This is a genomic window from Caldalkalibacillus thermarum, from assembly GCF_014644735.1.
Lineage (GTDB): Bacteria > Bacillota > Bacilli > Caldalkalibacillales > Caldalkalibacillaceae > Caldalkalibacillus > Caldalkalibacillus thermarum.
Genome location: NZ_BMKZ01000032.1, coordinates 1 through 18613 on the forward strand (window position 1 = coordinate 1; position 18613 = coordinate 18613).

Below are 18613 nucleotides of genomic sequence, written 5' to 3' on the forward strand. Positions count from 1 at the left end.
TGCAGAAAAACCGGCATTTGGCCAAAAGTATCGCTGACGCGTCGTGGTCCATGTTTCGCACCATGCTGGAATACAAGGCCAAATGGTACGGACGAACCATTGTGGTGGTGGACAAAACATTCCCTTCTAGCCAGTTGTGTTCCACTCCCGGCTGCGGCTATCGCTATCGGGAAGTTAAAAACCTCGGCTTGAGGGAATGGACATGTCCCTCATGTGGTACACTCCATGACCGGAACATCAATGCCGCAAGGAATATTTTGCAAGAAGGATTGCGATTGTTGGCCGTCTAGCCAACTGAACCGTGGGACACACGGGGATAGCCCGGTCAACTTCCCATCATGAGATGGGATTACCCGAGAAGCCCCCACCTCTAAGCGTTAGCGTAGGTGGTGGGAGTATGTCACTTTCCTGTCATTAGTTAAGAATGCATTGCATCAGGTTGCAGCTGCTACGCCGAACCAGTAAACAGAACTTTCCTTACTCTTAAGTGATTGGCTTTTCAGTGTCTTCTGGTTATGCCCCGCGGTGTGCGGGGCATTCTTTCTCTGGGCCACAACCCTTGATCTTTGGCCTTATTTTAAGGTTAAATAAGAGTAACACCACTGATTGGATTGCATTTGCGGTCCGCTGGAAGGGCTGGATATGATTCAGTTTAATCTGTTCTGAGGGGGGAGGATATGAAGGGCGCTCTACCGAACCGTAATCCTTTCAAAGGGCTGTATGAGGATCTGGAAAGCTTCGTCGACCGGATCAGCGACATGCTGTCATGCCCTATCACTTTGGAAGATGCCAATCACAGGCTTTTAGCTTACAGCACCCATGACGACCGGACAGATCCGGCACGAACGGCCACCATCATGGGCAGGCGTGTCCCTGAAAAAGTGATTAACAGTTTATGGAAAAACGGTGTGATTCCTCAACTAATGGCCAGTGATGAGCCCATTCGGGTCAAGAAAATCACTGACATTGGGCTGGATAACCGGGTGGCCATCTCTATCCGCCAAAATGAAGAGGTACTTGGTTACATCTGGGCCCTGGATATGGACCATACATTGGACGATGAGAAACTGGCCTTATTAAAACAAGCGGCCGAAGCCGCCAGAAAGCTCTTGCTTAAACGGCAAGCACACAAATATAAGCGGGAAGCTGGCCACCAGGAATTGCTCTGGCAATTGTTAACCGGGCATGCCGATACGGAAGAAGAAATCAAAGCAAAGTTTGAACAGCTTAAGCTTACCTTTCCTGCCATGGCCACAGTCATTGTCTTTCAGTTTGCCCAGGACGTGGATGCCCGGTTGGAGAACAAGCTTGGCTATATCCTGAAAACCTCCCAGCGCATCAAACCGGTTTTGTCTACAACGGATGGCCATCAGTTTATTTTATTGGCTGCTCCCCAATCTCAAGAAGCACCCCTCAAGGACTTTCAGCACTTTATCCCTGCCTGTATAGCCCTGATGAAAGAGCGTTTTGACGTATTTCCTATGCTGGGGGCCTGCGGATCTATCCAACGCCATTTGCCAGCTGTTGAAAAAAGTTATAAAGAGGCCCTGTATGTACTAGACATAAAAGAAAAATTTGCCGAAGATACAGAGAAGATCTACACCTATCAGGATTTAGGCATCTATCAGTTCCTGGATGTGATTGCTGACAAAAGAAAGAGAGACGGTTCGGTCAATCACGCCTTGCAAAAACTTTACGCCTATGACCAGCAGCACAACAGCCAGTTGGTCAAAACTTTGGATGTTTACCTCAATAAAGATACCAATCTGAATGAAACAGCCAAAGCGCTGCATATTCATGTCAATACGTTAAACTACCGGCTTAAGCGCATTGCAGAAATCGGCGAGATAAACCTGAGTGATCCCAACCAAAAAATGATGTTGTATATTGATCTAAAAATTAATAAATATACAGCAAAAGGCCATTTGTAGATTTCTACAAAAGGTCTTTTTTATTTTCTCTGTTCTGCATAAAGAAAAATCCGCTCCATCCCTCTATACTTGTACTAAGGGAGTCCTATTGTCCGGAAGCTTGCACAATGCACAATTCCCGAGACCAGGCCGATTATAGTCTCATCTGTGGAGGGATAAACATGATTATCAGCGTGCCCAAAGAAATCAAGAATAATGAAAACCGCGTGGCTTTAACTCCAGCCGGCGTCATGTCCTTCGTCAATGCAGGACACAAAGTCCTTATCCAAGCAGGGGCCGGAGTTGGAAGCGGTTTCAGCGATGAGGCCTATGTCCAAGCCGGGGCCACCATCATTGAGGAGGCTGCTGAGATATGGGCCAAGGCCGAGATGGTGATGAAGGTCAAAGAACCACTTCCCTCGGAATATGAGTATTTCCGCGAAGGGCTGGTGCTGTTTACCTATCTCCATTTGGCAGCTGAGCCGTCTCTGGCAAAAGCCTTGCTGGAAAAAGGCGTAACGGCCGTTGCTTATGAAACGGTGGAAGTGAATGGCACCCTGCCCCTCTTGACACCAATGAGTGAAGTGGCCGGACGGATGGCCGTCCAAATCGGGGCTCAGTTCTTGGAAAAACCTAAAGGCGGCAAAGGCATCCTGCTGGGTGGTGTGCCGGGGGTCAAACGGGGCAAAGTGACCATTATCGGCGGTGGCGTTGTCGGTACCAACGCAGCCAAAATTGCCGTCGGCCTGGGGGCTGACGTCACAATTATCGACCTGAACGCCGAACGTTTGCGCCAATTGGATGATATATTTGGCACACGCATTAATACGCTGATGTCCAACGCTTACAATATAGCCGAAGCTGTGCAGGAGTCAGATCTGGTGATTGGTGCCGTGCTGATTCCGGGAGCCAAGGCCCCTAAACTGGTTACCGAAGAGATGATCCGTTCCATGGAGCCTGGTTCGGTTGTAGTGGATGTGGCCGTTGACCAAGGGGGAATTTTCGAAACGGTCGACCGTATCACCACCCATGATGACCCTGTTTTCATCAAGCATGATGTCGTCCATTACGCGGTGGCCAACATGCCTGGAGCGGTGCCCCGCACCTCCACCATTGCCTTAACCAATGTGACGGTGCCTTATGCCCTGCAAATCGCCAATAAGGGCATACACCAAGCAGTTGTTGACAACCCGGCTTTGAAAAAAGGGGTTAATGTGGCTGGCGGCGCCATCACCTATGAGGCGGTGGCCCGTGATCTTGGTTACCCGTACGTTCCGGTGGAAAAAGCTCTGTCTCAAACCAATTCCACTATCTTGTGACATACTCCCACCACCTACGCTGACGCTTAGAGGTGGGGGCTTCTGTCGGAGGTAAGTTAAAATAAGCGGTCTTAACAAACGGACATCTCTGCCCACACTTGGGGCATGAGATGTCTTTCATTTTTCTTTATACGGGGGCTGGGCTGGCTCCTTTGTCTTGCCTGGTTGTCGTACTGTTCATCAGGCAATGGACGCAATGGGTTTGTCTTCCTGTTTAGCATGTAGTATGCTTAATATATAATCTGGTACTTAGTATGGATGATCCACGCTGTTGACCACGGGCAAGCACTCTGGAATCGAGGTGTAGCACAGTGAACGATCGGCCTGAGTTGTCGAAGTATTCATTCTATTGCCATGGGGACATTTCCGCCCAAAACAGATCTGAAATGTTGTTAATGGGGCACCAACGCATTTTGAACATGATGGCCAACGATGATCCCCTCGAGGATATCTTAACTGAGATTGCCTTAACCGCCGAACGGATTAATCCCGGTCTCATCTGTTCCATCATGCTGCTCAAAGGCAATCAATTATTTCACGGCGCTGCCCCCAGCCTTCCCCAAGAATTCATCAAAGAAATCAATGGGATACACATTGGCTCCTGTGCAGGGTCGTGCGGGACTGCCGCCTATCTTAAGAAATTGGTTATTGTGGAAAATATCGCCACTGACCCGTTATGGGCAGATTTTAAACAGATAGCCTTAGACCATGGTCTTGCTTCCTGCTGGTCTATGCCCATTGTGGATGCTCGAAACAAAGTATTGGGCACATTTGCCATCTATCACCGCACCCCTCTAACACCCACTCATGAGGAGTTAAAACTGATTGATACCTTCTCCTCCCTGGCCAGTTTGGCCCTGGGGCACGAACGGACAAAAAGGAAACTTGAGGAAAGCGAACAACGCTATAAGTCTCTGTTTAAATACAATACGGACGCTGTTTTTACCCTTGATGTCAACGGGCACTTTTTAACAGCCAACAAGGCAGCTATCGCTCTGTCTGGATATTCGCGCAAAGAATTGTTGAACATGTCGTTTACACTCCTTGTTGTCATGGAGGATCTGGGCAAAACTTTAAAAGCGTTTAGGGAAACGCTTAACGGCAACCCCCAAAACTTTGAGATGTGTTTCCAGAATAAACAAGGGGAGCGGATTCATTTAAACATTACCTCCGTCCCGATTGTTGTTAATGAAAGCGTGACAGGCGTGTTCTGCATTGCCAAGGATATCACGCAACGCAAATTGTATGAAAAACAAGTGCAGCAACTGGCCCATTACGATGCTTTAACCCACTTGCCCAACCGCCGGCTGTTGCAAGAACGGCTGAATCAAACCCTATCCGCGGCCAAACGGGACAATCATCTGTCGGCCCTTTTATACCTTGATCTGGACCGCTTCAAAGTGATTAACGATTCGCTTGGCCATGATATAGGAGACGAACTGCTGCGTGAAGTTGCTGGCCGTCTGCTTAGTTCTGTATCCGATACGGCTACCGTTTCCCGCCTTGGGGGCGACGAATTTATCATTTTACTGCCCCAGATTGCCAATCAGGACGAAGCCGTCACAGTGGTCAAAAACATTTTGCACAACATGCAAAAACCGTTTAACATCCGCTCGTACGACCTGCGCATCACGGCCAGCATTGGCCTGGTCTTTATTCCTCAAGACGGTGTCACAGCAGATGAATTAATCAAACGGGCCGATATGGCAATGTATGAAGCGAAACGGTCAGGGAAAAACACGTACTGCCTCTTTGCCAAAGAGATGGAGGATCACACCCTGCAACCTGCCTTGTTGGAAAATGACCTGCATTACGCCATTGAGCGGGGACAGCTTGCGGTTTATTACCAACCGATCATCGATCTGGTGTCCGGTGAGGTGATCGGTATGGAAGCCCTGCTCCGTTGGCAGCATCCTGAATACGGTTTCATTTCGCCAGGCATTTTTATCCCCCTTGCTGAGGAAACCGGATTAATCCATTCCATCGGCCGTTGGGTTTTACGGGAAGCTTGCCTGCAAAACAAACGCTGGCAAGAAGAAGGCTACCAGCCCATCCGCATGTCGGTTAATGTTTCCATGAAACAGCTTCAAGAAAAAGATTTCCATCACCACATCAAAAACATTCTGGATGAAAGCGGACTGGACCCACAATTTCTGGAGTTAGAGATGACGGAAAGCACCATCATGCAAAATGAGCAAACGGTGATTGAAAACTTGAAACACATTAAAGCGCTTGGGGTGCGCATATCGATCGATGACTTCGGGGCAGGCTATTCCTCCCTGAGCTATTTAAAACAGTTTGACGTCGATACGTTAAAAATCGATAAATCATTTATTCACGACCTGCCTGACCATCATTACGGCCATGTGATTACGACCGCTGTCATCTCCATTGCCCATAGTCTGAACATGAATGTTGTAGCGGAGGGTGTGGAAAAGAAGGAACAATGGAAGTGCCTGGAAAGCATCCACTGTGATGCTGCCCAAGGGTATTTGTTCAGCCCGCCTTCACCAGTGGAAGGGTTGCAGCCACTGCTTGAAACAGGAAGATGGAGCAAGTGAAACAAGACAAATAAAAAGTTACTTATGATACGGTTCACCCTTCATAATCTTAAACGACCGGTAGAGCTGCTCCAGTAAGATCAGCTTCATCAGCTGATGGGGAAAGGTCATCTTGGAAAAGGAAAGCTGCACGTTGGCCCGCTTGAGAACCTCATCGGCCAGTCCGTTGGAGCCACCGATCACAAACACAATCTGGCTGCGGCCGTAAGTGGCCAGCTGCTCCAGTTCCCTGGCCAATTGTTCGGAGGACCATTGCACCCCTTCAACCGCTAAGGCAATAACATAATGTTCCGGCTTAATATGGGCCAAAAGGCGTTTTCCTTCCTTGGCCTTCACTTGACGCAACTGTTCTTCACTTAAGTGCTCCGGTGCTTGTTCATCGTTTACCTCAATCAGCTTCAACTTGCAATACGGTTTTATCCTTTTTTCAAATTCGGCGATCCCTTGCCTTAAGTATTTTTCTTTGATCTTGCCCACACTGAGTACCGTAATCTGCATTAAGAACATCCTTTCGCACAAGATATTGAGCTTTACAACAGTAAAGTTATCCACATGTTGATCACAGTCTGTGTATAACTATTTTGACAATATACAACTAAATAAGAGGCAACCACTTAAGGTTGCCCCACAGATCAATTTATCGTCAAGATAATATCTATACCATGATTCTCTAACCGCAGCCTGGTTACTGTTCAATTGGCTCTGCCTGTTCCAGAGTCAATTCCGCCGTCATGGGCAAGCCATCACGGTAAAATTTCACTTCAATCGTCTGGCCAATTTTAGTCTTGTTATAGAGATATTTGCGCAACTCAATACCATTGGCAATCTCTTCCCCGTTAATAGCCACAATCACGTCCCGTTCCTGAAGCCCTGCTTTATCTGCTGCCGACATGGGACGCACAGCTCTGACCACAACGCCTTGCGTGACATCACGGGGCAGCTTCAGGGTTTCATACCAGTGATAGCTGTCGATGCTGGCCAAGTCAATGATGTCAATCCCCATTTGCGGACGGAGCACTTGGCCATGGTTCATCAGGTCTTCAATCACCGGAATGGCATCATTGATCGGAATGGCAAAGCCCATGCCTTCAATCGGCATGCCTGAAGTGCCAAAAATACCGGACTGCCTACCGAATTCAGCAATTTTCAAGCTGTTAATGCCAATCACTTGACCAGCAATGTTGACCAATGCGCCACCGCTGTTTCCAGGATTGATTGCCGCATCGGTCTGGATGACGTTTAACTCCCAGCCGTTTTGCACTTCAATGGAACGCTCTTTGGCACTGATGATGCCCATCGTCACTGTACGGGAAAATTCAAGTCCCAAGGGGTTGCCGATCGCAATAGCCGGCTCTCCGGTACGGATCGCATCGGAATCCCCAAACTCCGCCACTGTGTCCACCTGCTGGCCATCAATGGACAAAACAGCCAGGTCCGTCAACGGATCGGCTCCCACCAGTTCAGCTGGCACACGTTCCCCATTGGCCAGGGAAACCTCTACCTCCTTGGCGCCTTGAATCACATGGAAATTGGTGACAATATAAGCTTTGCCATCTTTTTTCTCAAAAATAATACCGGATCCTGTGCCACGCTCCACATTTCTGATATCTTGCTGGAAGAAATCAGCTGTTTGCTGAATGTTGACCACACCCACGATCGCATCGGACACTTTTTCCACCACTTCAGTAATGTCTGAGGTGACCTCGACAGACGTCCGCTGATACTGGGTTGGCCCAGTTGAGGCCGGTGTATCAGGGGAGTTCACCGCTTCATTCACCAGGCTGCCGGATATAAGACCTGCATTCGCTAGCAATGGAAGCATGATTCCCGCCACCAGCCCGCCAATGACTGCAGAAACCAGTGCGACTAGCCATGTTCTGGGCTGGCGTTTCCGGGGGGACTGGTTTAAACCCTCGTCGTAAAAACCCATACAGAACACCTGCCTTCACAAAATATGACAGATAAATCGTCTATCTCCCCTACTATATATTATAGTGATTTTAGTTAAAGGCACAATTTCAAAACGGTGAAGATTTTTTTACATTTAGAGCTGGCCGTCGTCTTTCAGGCAAAATCTGCAGCGGATGGGATGCTAAACAAACAAGGACCAACCCCTTCACCCCAGGGGCTAAACCGCCACCAGCCTGGTCGGGCGGTCAGGATATGTATCATGCAAAGTCACCTGCTGGCCAACGGGCACGCCTTCCGCCTTCAAAATCTGTTCCACGGTCATACGGGCCAAATCCTGCATGTTGTTATCTTGACTAAGATGAGCCAAATACACTTTTTGGGTGCAATCGGTAATAATCTCAGCCAAAGCCTCCCCACTGGCTTCATTGGACAGGTGGCCCACATCACTTAAAATCCTGCGCTTAATGTTCCACGGATAGCGGCTCATCCTCAGCATCTGGACATCATGGTTAGCTTCAAAAATGAGCACCTGCGAGCCGCGCAAAATGCCTTTAATTTTTTCACTGACATAGCCCAAATCCGTCGCCATGCTGAGCTTTTTGCCCCCGTGGTAAAAACAGAAAGCCATAGGCTCTACGGCATCATGGGAAATGCCGTAGGACTCAATGTCGATATCGCCCAAAGTTAAAGTTTGCCCCCGCTCAAAATGAAACTTTTGCTCCCCGTCTATTTTCCCACACAACTTATCCAGTTCAAACCATGTTTTAGCGTTGGCATAAACCGGTATTTTATAGCGGCGGGCCAGCACCCCCAAGCCCTTGATATGGTCGGCATGCTCATGGGTGATTAAAATGGCATCCAGTTGACCGGGGTGTTCTCCGATCTCAGCAAACAGCTGTTCCAATTTCTTGCCTGATAAGCCAGCATCCACTAAGAGACGCGTTTGTTCTGTTTTGATAAAAATCGCATTGCCTGTACTGCCGCTGGCCAAGACAGAATAGTGTAAGGTCACCTTGCTCACCTCATCCCGCTTTGTTTGGATCTAATTCTATGGCGCCGGTATAGGCATTCACATAAGTCACTTTCAGTTGATTCCGGTCTTCATAAATAATGCGCCAGGTTGGGGTTAACACCTGGTTTTCAGCCGCATACACCTGCCCATAATAGCCAAGGGTCACCTCGCGAATGACAGCCAGAGGGGGGATCACTTGCTGGTCTAATAAAGTCCTCAGACTGGTATAAGAAGATATAATCGGTTGCTTGTCTCCTTCATTTACCACATGATAATAGCGTTGCTTGTAACCGGTCACTCCCCCTTGTTCATTTAAGAAAATGGTCAGGCTGCCAATAAACAGGGGAAATTCACCGTAATATTGAATATAGCTGATTTCCGCTTCATCCATATAGTTAAAATTGTAATCTTCCCCCCGGTAGACATACTCCTTGACAAAAAGTTCTTTAAACAGCTGGGGATCAAACTCCCCCTCCAAGGGATAAGCAGGAGAAAAAGCAGAGATAATCACATTGTCCTTGACAGTAATGCTCTGCCCCTGTGCATCAGGAAGGTTGGGCCGGTCGCTCTCTGTCAATGAGCGCACTTCCAATTGGGCCATGTGCGGCTGTTCCGGGTCCAGATCTGTATCCAATGTGATCTGATGCAAAAGCAAAAGCTCATCCAGAGAATGCTCATAGATAAAGGCCAGTTCTGGATGGTTGGTATGCTTTTGCCACAATTGCCAGCCGAGAAAAATGTTAAGTAAAAGAAAGACCACAATAAGGATCGATTTGGTATTGGCCCAATTCATTCCAGATGCCTCCTGATCTCTTCCACATCCTGAACAAACCAGCGGTCCCCCTGTTTAAAATCAATCACCCAGTAGGGCCGGTAGGTTAAGAACGTGGTCTCCTGCTCACTTTTATACCCGATACGGATCGCACTGATCTCTTCCAGGTTGACACCCTGATGCTCCAGTTCACGCCAGAGTTCACTGCCAGCAGGCAACTGATAAAACTGTTTGTTGGCCACTTCCCCCCGCTCTAAAAGGGAGCGGGCATAGCCCACCACGCGCCCCATGTGGATATCCACCTGAAGGGTATACAAACCGTCTTGTTGCCCAGTCCCAAAAACAGGATAGTGCTCAACATATTCCCTAAAATTAACCTGAATCAGCCGTTCGTGCTGCATGTCAACGATGCTGTCCAGCACATAAGGTTTATCCCAGCCCTTATGCTGATTCACAAACTGGATCCCCCGCATCACATCCACAGAACCGGTGACGCCTTCCCCGTTTTCAGGCTCCAAAAGGGGGTGAAAATAGGTCATCTGCGTATGCGTTTTATCTACCTGCATACCCCTGGCCCCGTGTATATAGAGGATACTGTCCTCTCTTTCCTCAATCCGGCGCACTAAAGTGGGATCTACAAACAAATAGGAAACCATATGAAAAACCGGGATACGCTGATAGTAATAGTCAAAGGCTGCCACAGAGACCGGTTCGGTACTGAGATAGTGCACCTTATGGACGGTCTGTTCTCCTTGGCTGAGGATATACGCTTGATGAACAGGACGTGTCTGACCCAGGGCAATATAATTGCCCAGATCCCGGATGCTCATATTGGACGTCCGGCTGTAGAGGAGCATCTGATCCTCTTCCGATATGAACAATGCCGAAACTTCATTTTCCCAGTGGGGATCGTAATGGAACCAGACGCGGTTAATACGGGGCAAACGCTCGAGTTCAACTTGGTCAAGCCATTCTTCCAGCTGCACGTGAAACAGGCTACCAAGTACATCTAACGGGAGGCTGTTAAAAAACACCAGTTCAATGCCCTGCTCGTGTTTGTAAAGTTCCTGCCAGTCCGCATACTGATTCTGTTCAATCAGCCGGACAGGCTTAAGTTCACAGTCTTTCAGCCTCCCTTGGATCACGTTGTAAGAAAAGGTATGTGGATAAGAAACGGAATGCTGATCGTCTCCCAGGTGATGAACGATTAAATGGGGTTTGACCAGCTCATGAAACTCCTTGCTTTCGGCCAAACCTTCAGGCTCGGCAAACTCAGCCGGAGGGAGGTAATCATACCGGGGCTGATAAGTCCATAATTGCCAGGATAAAAACAAGCTGAGTAAGACCAGCAGGGTCAGAACCACATTTTTCACCCGTTCGTTCATGATGCCCCCTCCCCCGCGCTCCATTGAAGGGGCAAGCGGATTGTCACCGCTGTCCCTTCCCCCACATCGCTGTCAATCTCAATGCTGCCTTGATGAGCCAAAATCATCTCCCGGGCAATGGATAGCCCCAAGCCCACGCCGCCCTTGTCCCGGGACCGGGCTTTGTCCACCCGGTAAAAACGTTTAAAGATGTGCTTCAACTCTTGCTTGGGAATGCCTACTCCCTCATCTTCGATCACCAGCTTCAGCTGATCCCCTTCCTGGCGGGCTGTCACTTTAATCTGTCCACCGGCCAGGGAATACTTAATGGCATTCGATAAAATGTTATCCAGCACCTGCGTCAGCATATCCTTATCCGCTTCAACGGGAGGCAAGTCAGCCGCTATATCCAGCTTGACCGTTAACTCACGCTCTTGGAGCTGAAAAGAAAAGCGTTGGATGGTTTCCTGGATCAGGGCGTGAAGATCCAGCTTTTTTAAGCGCAACTTGAAGCGTTTGCTGTCCAGTTTGGATAACTGCAATAACTTGTTAACCAGCCGGATCATCCGTTCAGTTTCATTGGCAATGACATGCAAAAAACGTTTAGCTACAGCCGGATCATCCATCGCCCCGCTGATTAATGTTTCCACATAGCTTTTCATGGTTGTCAAAGGCGTGCGCAATTCATGGGAGACATTGGCCACGAAGGCTTTGCGGTCCCGCTCCAGCTGCTCCCGCTCTGTCACATCCTGCAAAACGGCAATCAAGCCCTGCCCTTCGCCGTCTAGATGCAGCGGGCTGACTGTAATTTCTAAGATGAGCGGCTGTCCGTCCGCCCCGATATCCACCTGAAAGCGTCCTTCCCTGAACAATAGGGTATCTTGCTGCACTTCGTCTGGAAAATCGAGGACGTCACTCAACTTTTGGCCCAGCACTTCTTTGGCCTGTTTGTTCAGCATCATCTCCGCCTGTTGGTTCAAAAGGATAATGCGCCCCTTCCGGTCGGTGGCGATCAATCCGTCACTCATATAAAACAAGATGGAAGCCAGTTTGTTTTTTTCTTCCTCGATCTCGCCCAGCGCTTCGCTGAGACGTTGGGATAAGTGGTTTATCCCTTGGGCCAACTGGCCAATTTCATCTTCACTATACACTTTCACTTGCTTGGAAAAATCACCGGCTGCCATGGCTTGGGTCTGCTTGGTCATCTCTTTAATGGGAGCGGAGATGGTTCTGGCTAACGCCACACCAATAACCGCCGTCAGGCAGAGGGCGATTAACGTGCCCTTCACCAACAGGCTGTTAATTTCAGCAATGCTCTGGTAAGTCTCCTCTAAGGAGGCCATCAGATAAACGGCTCCCACCACGTCTTGATTCACTTTGATGGGAATGGACATGATCTTCATCCGGTGACCCGTTTTAGGATGGAGGCGGATGGCCTCATCCCGGGTCCCCAATAAGGCCCGTTTCACTTCGATCTGGGTGTTGCGCTGGCCGATAATGGACCGGTTGTCGGAATTGGTGCTGATCACCACCCCATTGCGGTCCAGCACCTGGATTTCGGCATGGGGAATAGCGGCAAACATTTTATCAATCAAGAATTGTATATGCTCATAAGCCCCTAATCCATCTGCTTCATTATAAGGTTTGTCCAGTTCATGCTGAATGCTATAGGCCAAAAGATGAGCTTGCTGATCAAGCATGCGGGTGAAGTTATTGACCAGATGAGATTCCAAAGCCCTGTTGAAATAAACGCCAAACACCTGGATGGCCAGTATAATGACCAGCAGCAAAATAACAATAAATTTCGAATGGATCCCTTTGAAAAACGTAAACTGCTTCATCGTTCACTCCTTTTAGGTTGGGGCTCTTGCAAAAGGTAACCAACCCCCCGTCTGGTAAGAATATACTCCGGACGGCTGGGATCTGTCTCCACTTTTTCCCGCAGACGGCGCACCGTCACATCCACTGTGCGCACATCCCCATAGTAATCATACCCCCACACCGTTTCCAGCAAATGTTCCCTTGTTAACACATGACCCTTGTTTTTGGCCAGAAAGAGGAGCAGTTCAAATTCCCGGTTGGTTAACTCCAAGAGCCGGTCCCCTTTATACACCGAATAGGCTTCCGGATAGATGCGCAATTCGCCAATCTCCAACCATGAGTGGCCAGCGGTGCGGACGGCCTGCTGCTGGCGGCGCAGATTAGCTTTGACCCTGGCCAAAAGCTCCCGGGTGCTGAACGGCTTGGTCACATAATCGTCAGCCCCCAACTCCAGGCCCAACACCTTATCCACTTCTTCGTCCTTCGCCGTCAACATAATGATGGGCACCTGGCTTTTATGGCGGATCTCCTGACAAACCTGAAAACCATCTTTTTTGGGCAGCATAATATCCAAAAGAATTAAGTCGGGCTCTTCATACAAAGCCTTATCAACCGCTTCTTCCCCGTCAAAGGCGGTCAAAACCTGGTAACCTTCCTTTTCTAAATTATATTGCAAAATATCGGCGATCGGCTTTTCATCATCCACCACGAGTATTTTATAAACCATAAGAACCCCCCATTACCTGGCGACTCTATCTCAAGCTTCTAGATTCAACGCCACCTGAGCGGAAAAACAATCCTTATCCAATAGGCTTTTTCTATTATTTTAATCGACGGCAAGGGGAAAAAATAGAGGGGGAGGGCATTTTCAGGGTTGGCCCCGTTGAGGGGGATCATTTTCCTGCAACAAAAAGACTGTTCACAAAGCGCCATTGTCCAGCTTTGGAACAGTCTCAGCCGCTATCTTTATCTCAAATATGGAACCGGATTGACCGGTGTACCGTTACGGTGGATTTCAAAATGGAGATGGATCCCGGTAGAGTTCCCAGTTGAGCCCATGACCCCAATCACTTCACCCCGTTCCACGGTTTGCCCGGGACGTACATTGACGGAGGCCAAGTGGGCGTAAAGGGTTCGGTAACCGTTGTTGTGATTAATCACCACGGTATTGCCGTAGCCGCCGCTATGCCAGCCGGCTTTAACCACTGTTCCGTGGTCACTAGCGACAATGGTGCGGTCCCGTACACCGGCAATATCAATGCCGTTGTGGGGACGTCCCCAGCGCATGCCGAAGCCGCTGGTGATACGGCCGCCGCGGGCCGGCCACATAAATTGGCCGTTGCCCCGGGAAGGCTTCACTTTCTCCCCCCGGACCACTATCTTGTTGACGGGTTCTTCTAGCACTTCTTCAGCTACAACCTCACGGGAGACAACTTGTCCATTTTCTTTCACCACTTCAAACTGGATCCGCTTTCTGCCTTCTTTTCCTTCCCGTTCCACACGGGTTTGACCACGGTACAGATCAGGATCCTTTTTGGTTTCAACCTGGTAGGGAATGGATTGTTCTTCTGTCACCCGTTCAACAGTCACCACGGTGAGCACAGGCTTTTCGGCTTGAACCGTTAATTCCTGGCCAATCTGCAACAAAGTGTCTTCATCTAGTTCCGGATTCAAGGCCAATAATTTAGGACTTGCAATTGGATAATTTTTCTGTATAATTGTTAGCAGCAGGACTTATTGAGTGCTAACAATATACAAAAATGGTTCGCGTTTCAGCAAGCTGGAAAATACCTCTATTACATAAGCAGATCTGTATTCAGGAGATGCTTTGGGAGTGTATCTTTCCTGCTGAAAATGCTAACCCGGCAGCTTACCATGCTGCCTTACACTCCCGCTCTACAGCGGGATTTTTTTTGAGCAAAAAAGACGAAAGCAAGGAGGGTGGTGCCTTAACCTGCATCATAATTCCAGTCATTAAAAAATCATGTCAGGAGGGATTATGGATGGGAAAAATTAACATCGCCATTGCAGGTGTAGGAAACTGTGCCAGCGCGTTGCTGCAGGGAATCGAAATGTACAAAAATACTCCCGACAATACCATCGGGCTGATGAACTACGACCTGGGCGGTTACAAACCAGGAGATATTAATGTGGTGGCCGCCTTTGACGTGGACAAGCGCAAAGTAGGCAAACCGCTGAAAGAAGCCATCTTTGCCGAGCCAAACTGCACCACTGTTTTTTATGAGAACTTGCCTGATTATCCAGTGAAGGTGCACATGGGTCCTGTGCTGGATGGCGTATCTGAACTGATGGCGGAAGATGATGAGGATAAAGCCTTTATCGTCGCTGATGAGGAACCTTGCGATGTAGCCAAGGTTTTAAAAGAAAGCGGCGCAGACATGCTGATTTGTTACTTGCCCGTCGGTTCTGAAGAAGCGGTCAGGTATTACGCCGAAGCTTGCCTGGAGGCGAATGTGGGCTTTATTAACGCCATTCCGGTGTTTATCGCTTCCGATGAAAAATGGGCTAAAAAATTTGAGGAAAAAAATCTGCCGATCATTGGCGATGACATCAAAAGCCAGGTGGGAGCCACCATTGTCCACCGCACGCTGACTAAACTGTTTGAAAACCGGGGCGTTGTGCTCGACCGTACTTACCAGCTCAACTTCGGCGGAAACACCGACTTCTTGAACATGCTGAACCGCAGCAGATTGAAGTCGAAGAAAAAATCAAAAACGCAATCGGTACAATCTGAGCTCAAGACACCTCTGGACAAACATCATATTCATATTGGGCCCAGCGATTACATTCCTTGGCTGAACGACAATAAAATTGCCTATATCCGCATGGAAGGCCGCGGTTTCGGCAACGTGCCTTTAACTTTGGAAGTCAAACTGTCTGTGGAAGACTCCCCTAACAGCGCAGGTTCGATGATCGACGCCATCCGCTGCATGAAACTGGCTCTGGACCGCAAGATTGGCGGTGTCTTGACATCCATCTCCTCTTACACCATGAAATCACCACCGGTTCAATATACGGATACGGAAAGCAAAAAAATGGTACAGGAATTTATCGACGGCCGGAGGGAACGTTAATGCGGGCTGCGATCCTGGCAGCCGGTGAAGGGAGGAGGTTAAGGCCCCATTTTAGCGGGCCTAAACCTCTCATTCATTTATTAGGCCTGTCTTTAATTGAACGCAACATGCTCACTTTACGGGAAAGCGGCATTCAGGAAATCGTGATTGTGACCGGTTGCCACAGTGCAGAAATCCAGGAAGCGCTCGGTGACGGGAGCAAGTGGGGAATCAAGATCACTTATGTGCACAATCCGGATTGGCAGAAGGGCAATGGTGTATCCGCCTATGCCTTGCACACCGTTTTTCGTCCGGAAGAAAAATTTGTGCTCATGATGGCAGACCATATCTTTGAACCACAGGCAGTCCGGGCATTTGTGGCGGAGGCAGAGAAGATCAGTGACAGTGAAGTGTTGCTCGCTGCTGACCGGAACCTGGACCGCGTCCATGATGTAGAGGAGTGCACCAAAATTCAGGCTGAACATGACCGGGCGCAAAAGCTGGGTAAAGATTTGGGTGACTTTAATGCTGTGGACTGCGGCCTGTTTATGTGCACCGGCGCACTATTCCCGGCCCTTTCCCAAGCCATTGCCCAAGGCCGGCATGCCCTGACGGATGGTATCAACATCCTGGCTAAACAGGGTAAGGTTAAATTACATTTCGTTGATCAGGCCTGGGTGGACGTTGACGACCGGGAGAGTTTCCACCACGCTGAACACATGCTATTAAAGTCCCTCGTCCCGGATAAAGACGGTTTGATTTCCCGTCACTTAAACCGCAAAGTTTCTCTCCAAATCACCAAACGATTAGCCTCAACCCCTGTCACGCCAAATCAGGTCACTGTTGCTTCGTTTATCGTCTCCCTCGCTTCAGCATTGAGCTTTGCTGCAGGGTTCCCTCTTGTGGGAGGTCTCTTAGCCCAGTTCAGTTCCATTCTTGACGGCGTCGACGGGGAATTGGCTCGCCTCAAATTTCTGCAAAGCCAGTACGGGGGACTGGTTGATGCGATCCTGGACCGCTATGCCGACTTTTTTATTGTCGCCGGCATGGCTTATTGGTGGTGTCTCCAGACAGACCAACCCATCATGGCTCTCTTAGTGAGTGCTGCCGCTTTAAGCGGCATTCCCATGTCCATGCTGGTGAAGGAAAAATATAAAGCCCTGACTGGCAGAACGTATATCCCTGAAACAGATGATGGCCTGTGGCGTTATCTCCCGGCCAACCGCGACGGACGCCTGTTTATTGTCATGCTGGGGGGGATTTTCAATCTGATTCCGGCCACCTTGATCTTGCTGGCGGTCACGACACATCTTGCGGCCATTGTCCGTCTGGTTCAATTGCGTAAGTTGATGTAAACAGATTTAAAGTGCCTAAAATAACAGGTTGGCAATGTCTAAAAAATGTGTTGGCCAGGCTTTTGGTGCCTGGCCTTGTTTAGTCTGCTATTTAGGGTTCAGACTTTTAGGCATATATCCCTCGGATCAAATTGGTTTGTTCCCGGCTGGGACCGACGGAAAAAATAGATAAGGGGATCCCGGTCAGTTGGGAAATGCGTTCCACATAATGGCGGGCATTTTCAGGCAATTCATCAAGGGAACGGACGCCCGTAATATCTTCCTTCCAGCCAGGCAATTCTTCATAAATCGGCTTACATTCACTCAACACTTTTAAGCTGGCCGGAAATTCCTCAATGACCTGCCCCCGATATTCATAGGCAGTGCAAATTTTGAGAGTGTCGATACCGGTCAGCACATCAATAGAGTTCACCGAAAGATCTGTGATGCCGCTGACCCGCCGGGCATGGCGGACAACGACGCTGTCAAACCAGCCCACCCGGCGCGGACGCCCGGTCGTGGTGCCATATTCGTTACCCACCTCGCGAATACGGTCCCCGATCTCATCATGAATCTCAGTGGGGAAAGGACCGTCCCCCACCCGGGTGGTATAGGCCTTGGCCACCCCCACCACATGGTGGATTTTGGTCGGACCTACCCCTGCACCGATACACACCCCACCCGCGATAGGGTTGGAAGAAGTAACAAACGGATAAGTGCCTTGGTCAATATCCAGCATGACGCCTTGAGCACCTTCAAACAGGACCCTTTTACCCGCATCCAAGGCATCGTTTAAAACGACTGACGTATCAACCACATAAGGACGGATAAAATTGGCATACTCCAGATATTCATCGTAAATGTCCTTAAAAGCAAAGCCTTGTGTGCCGTACACCTTTTCCAGCAGCCGGTTTTTTTCCGCCAAATTATGTTCCAGCTTGCATTTAAACTCTTCCGGATCAAGCAGGTCGGCCATGCGGATGCCAATCCGGGCTGCTTTATCCATATACGCCGGCCCAATGCCCTTGCGGGTGGTGCCAATTTTGTTTGCTCCTTTGCGCTCTTCTTCCACTGCATCCAATTTCAGATGATAAGGTAAAATCACGTGAGCACGGTTAGAGATGCGCAAATTGGCAGTAGAAATACCGTGGTCATGCAGGTATTGAATCTCCTGCACCAAGGCTTTAGGGTCAATCACCATGCCATTGCCAATCACACATATTTTATTTTCATAGAAAATCCCCGATGGAATGAGATGCAATTTATATTTCTTGCCCCCAAACACAATGGTATGGCCAGCATTATTGCCCCCTTGATAACGGGCGATTACTTCCGCTTTTTCAGATAAGTAATCGGTAATCTTTCCTTTTCCCTCATCTCCCCACTGGGTGCCTACCACCACTACACTTGGCACGGGAAACACCTCCGCATCAAAACATCAGGCCATCTTTTGGCCAGGCTGATCAGCTTATTGGTCGCATAGCCAAATGATAAACCTGTTAGTCATCCTCCTCTAGTGTAGCATTGTCTCCGGG

15 protein-coding genes are annotated in these 18613 nt (G+C 49.0%); 6 read left to right on the forward strand and 9 right to left on the reverse strand.

The features are described 5' to 3' along the window. From IEW48_RS11985 to IEW48_RS12000, 4 genes are all read left to right on the forward strand, one after another. Positions 1-290: RNA-guided endonuclease TnpB family protein (locus IEW48_RS11985; RefSeq protein WP_188623965.1), on the forward strand; the 290-nt coding region annotated here is incomplete at its 5' end. Positions 291-677: 387 nt separating this feature from the next. Beyond that, complete coding sequence (locus IEW48_RS11990; protein ID WP_188623966.1) at positions 678-1931, forward strand: PucR family transcriptional regulator; 1254 nt, start codon at positions 678-680, stop codon at positions 1929-1931. A gap of 161 nt (positions 1932-2092) precedes the next feature. Continuing rightward, entirely contained in the window at positions 2093-3229 is a 1137-nt protein-coding gene (ald, locus tag IEW48_RS11995) for an alanine dehydrogenase (RefSeq protein WP_188623967.1), read from the forward strand. A gap of 311 nt (positions 3230-3540) precedes the next feature. Further along, positions 3541-5790 (forward strand): putative bifunctional diguanylate cyclase/phosphodiesterase, encoded by a 2250-nt coding sequence (locus IEW48_RS12000; protein ID WP_188623968.1) that lies wholly within the window; start codon positions 3541-3543, stop codon positions 5788-5790. 18 nt (positions 5791-5808) lie between these two features. Here IEW48_RS12000 and rlmH read toward each other — a convergent pair whose 3' ends face one another. The 8 genes from rlmH to IEW48_RS12040 all read right to left on the reverse strand — a co-directional run bounded on the left by rlmH (position 5809) and on the right by IEW48_RS12040 (position 14350). After that, positions 5809-6288 carry a 23S rRNA (pseudouridine(1915)-N(3))-methyltransferase RlmH gene (rlmH, locus tag IEW48_RS12005; RefSeq protein ID WP_188623969.1) on the reverse strand — a complete coding sequence of 160 codons (480 nt, stop codon included), beginning with the start codon at positions 6286-6288 and terminating at the stop codon, positions 5809-5811. A gap of 187 nt (positions 6289-6475) precedes the next feature. Continuing rightward, the gene (locus IEW48_RS12010) at positions 6476-7720 is read right to left on the reverse strand and encodes a S1C family serine protease (protein ID WP_188623970.1); all 1245 of its coding nucleotides are present in this window, start codon (positions 7718-7720) and stop codon (positions 6476-6478) included. Between the two features lie 198 nt (positions 7721-7918). Next, the gene (locus IEW48_RS12015; protein ID WP_188623971.1) at positions 7919-8713 is read right to left on the reverse strand and encodes an MBL fold metallo-hydrolase; all 795 of its coding nucleotides are present in this window, start codon (positions 8711-8713) and stop codon (positions 7919-7921) included. A gap of 10 nt (positions 8714-8723) precedes the next feature. Next, complete coding sequence (locus tag IEW48_RS12020; protein ID WP_188623972.1) at positions 8724-9506, reverse strand: two-component system regulatory protein YycI; 783 nt, start codon at positions 9504-9506, stop codon at positions 8724-8726. Beyond that, a complete protein-coding gene (locus IEW48_RS12025) occupies positions 9503-10870 on the reverse strand; it encodes a YycH family regulatory protein (RefSeq protein WP_188623973.1) in 1368 nt (455 codons plus the stop codon). Before IEW48_RS12025 ends, IEW48_RS12020 begins: the two co-directional genes overlap by 4 nt. Continuing rightward, a complete protein-coding gene (locus tag IEW48_RS12030; RefSeq protein ID WP_188623974.1) occupies positions 10867-12690 on the reverse strand; it encodes an ATP-binding protein in 1824 nt (607 codons plus the stop codon). The genes IEW48_RS12025 and IEW48_RS12030 overlap by 4 nt, the downstream gene beginning before the upstream one ends. Then, on the reverse strand, positions 12687-13397 hold the full coding sequence (gene yycF, locus IEW48_RS12035) for a response regulator YycF (protein ID WP_188623975.1): 711 nt from the start codon (positions 13395-13397) through the stop codon (positions 12687-12689). Before yycF ends, IEW48_RS12030 begins: the two co-directional genes overlap by 4 nt. Positions 13398-13636: 239 nt before the next feature. After that, positions 13637-14350 (reverse strand): M23 family metallopeptidase, encoded by a 714-nt coding sequence (locus IEW48_RS12040; RefSeq protein ID WP_188623976.1) that lies wholly within the window; start codon positions 14348-14350, stop codon positions 13637-13639. 323 nt (positions 14351-14673) lie between these two features. Between IEW48_RS12040 and IEW48_RS12045 the strand changes: the two genes are divergently transcribed. Both IEW48_RS12045 and IEW48_RS12050 read left to right on the forward strand, forming a co-directional pair. Then, entirely contained in the window at positions 14674-15765 is a 1092-nt protein-coding gene (locus IEW48_RS12045; RefSeq protein ID WP_188623977.1) for an inositol-3-phosphate synthase, read from the forward strand. After that, entirely contained in the window at positions 15765-17099 is a 1335-nt protein-coding gene (locus IEW48_RS12050) for a sugar phosphate nucleotidyltransferase (RefSeq protein WP_188623978.1), read from the forward strand. The genes IEW48_RS12045 and IEW48_RS12050 overlap by 1 nt, the downstream gene beginning before the upstream one ends. Before the next feature lie 106 nt (positions 17100-17205). On the opposite strand, the gene IEW48_RS12055 is transcribed toward IEW48_RS12050, so the two are convergent. Beyond that, complete coding sequence (locus tag IEW48_RS12055; protein WP_188623979.1) at positions 17206-18492, reverse strand: adenylosuccinate synthase; 1287 nt, start codon at positions 18490-18492, stop codon at positions 17206-17208. Between the last annotated feature and the right edge of the window lie 121 nt (positions 18493-18613).

Coding starts and splice junctions, on each gene's coding strand:
- IEW48_RS12025 (WP_188623973.1), bottom strand. CDS start 10,870: ATGAACGAACGGGTGAAAAATGTGGTTCTGACCCTGCTGGTCTTACTC.
- IEW48_RS12010 (WP_188623970.1), bottom strand. CDS start 7,720: ATGGGTTTTTACGACGAGGGTTTAAACCAGTCCCCCCGGAAACGCCAG.
- IEW48_RS12030 (WP_188623974.1), bottom strand. CDS start 12,690: ATGAAGCAGTTTACGTTTTTCAAAGGGATCCATTCGAAATTTATTGTT.
- yycF (WP_188623975.1), bottom strand. CDS start 13,397: ATGGTTTATAAAATACTCGTGGTGGATGATGAAAAGCCGATCGCCGAT.
- IEW48_RS12045 (WP_188623977.1), top strand. CDS start 14,674: ATGGGAAAAATTAACATCGCCATTGCAGGTGTAGGAAACTGTGCCAGC.
- IEW48_RS12020 (WP_188623972.1), bottom strand. CDS start 9,506: ATGAATTGGGCCAATACCAAATCGATCCTTATTGTGGTCTTTCTTTTA.
- IEW48_RS11990 (WP_188623966.1), top strand. CDS start 678: ATGAAGGGCGCTCTACCGAACCGTAATCCTTTCAAAGGGCTGTATGAG.
- IEW48_RS12050 (WP_188623978.1), top strand. CDS start 15,765: ATGCGGGCTGCGATCCTGGCAGCCGGTGAAGGGAGGAGGTTAAGGCCC.
- rlmH (WP_188623969.1), bottom strand. CDS start 6,288: ATGCAGATTACGGTACTCAGTGTGGGCAAGATCAAAGAAAAATACTTA.
- ald (WP_188623967.1), top strand. CDS start 2,093: ATGATTATCAGCGTGCCCAAAGAAATCAAGAATAATGAAAACCGCGTG.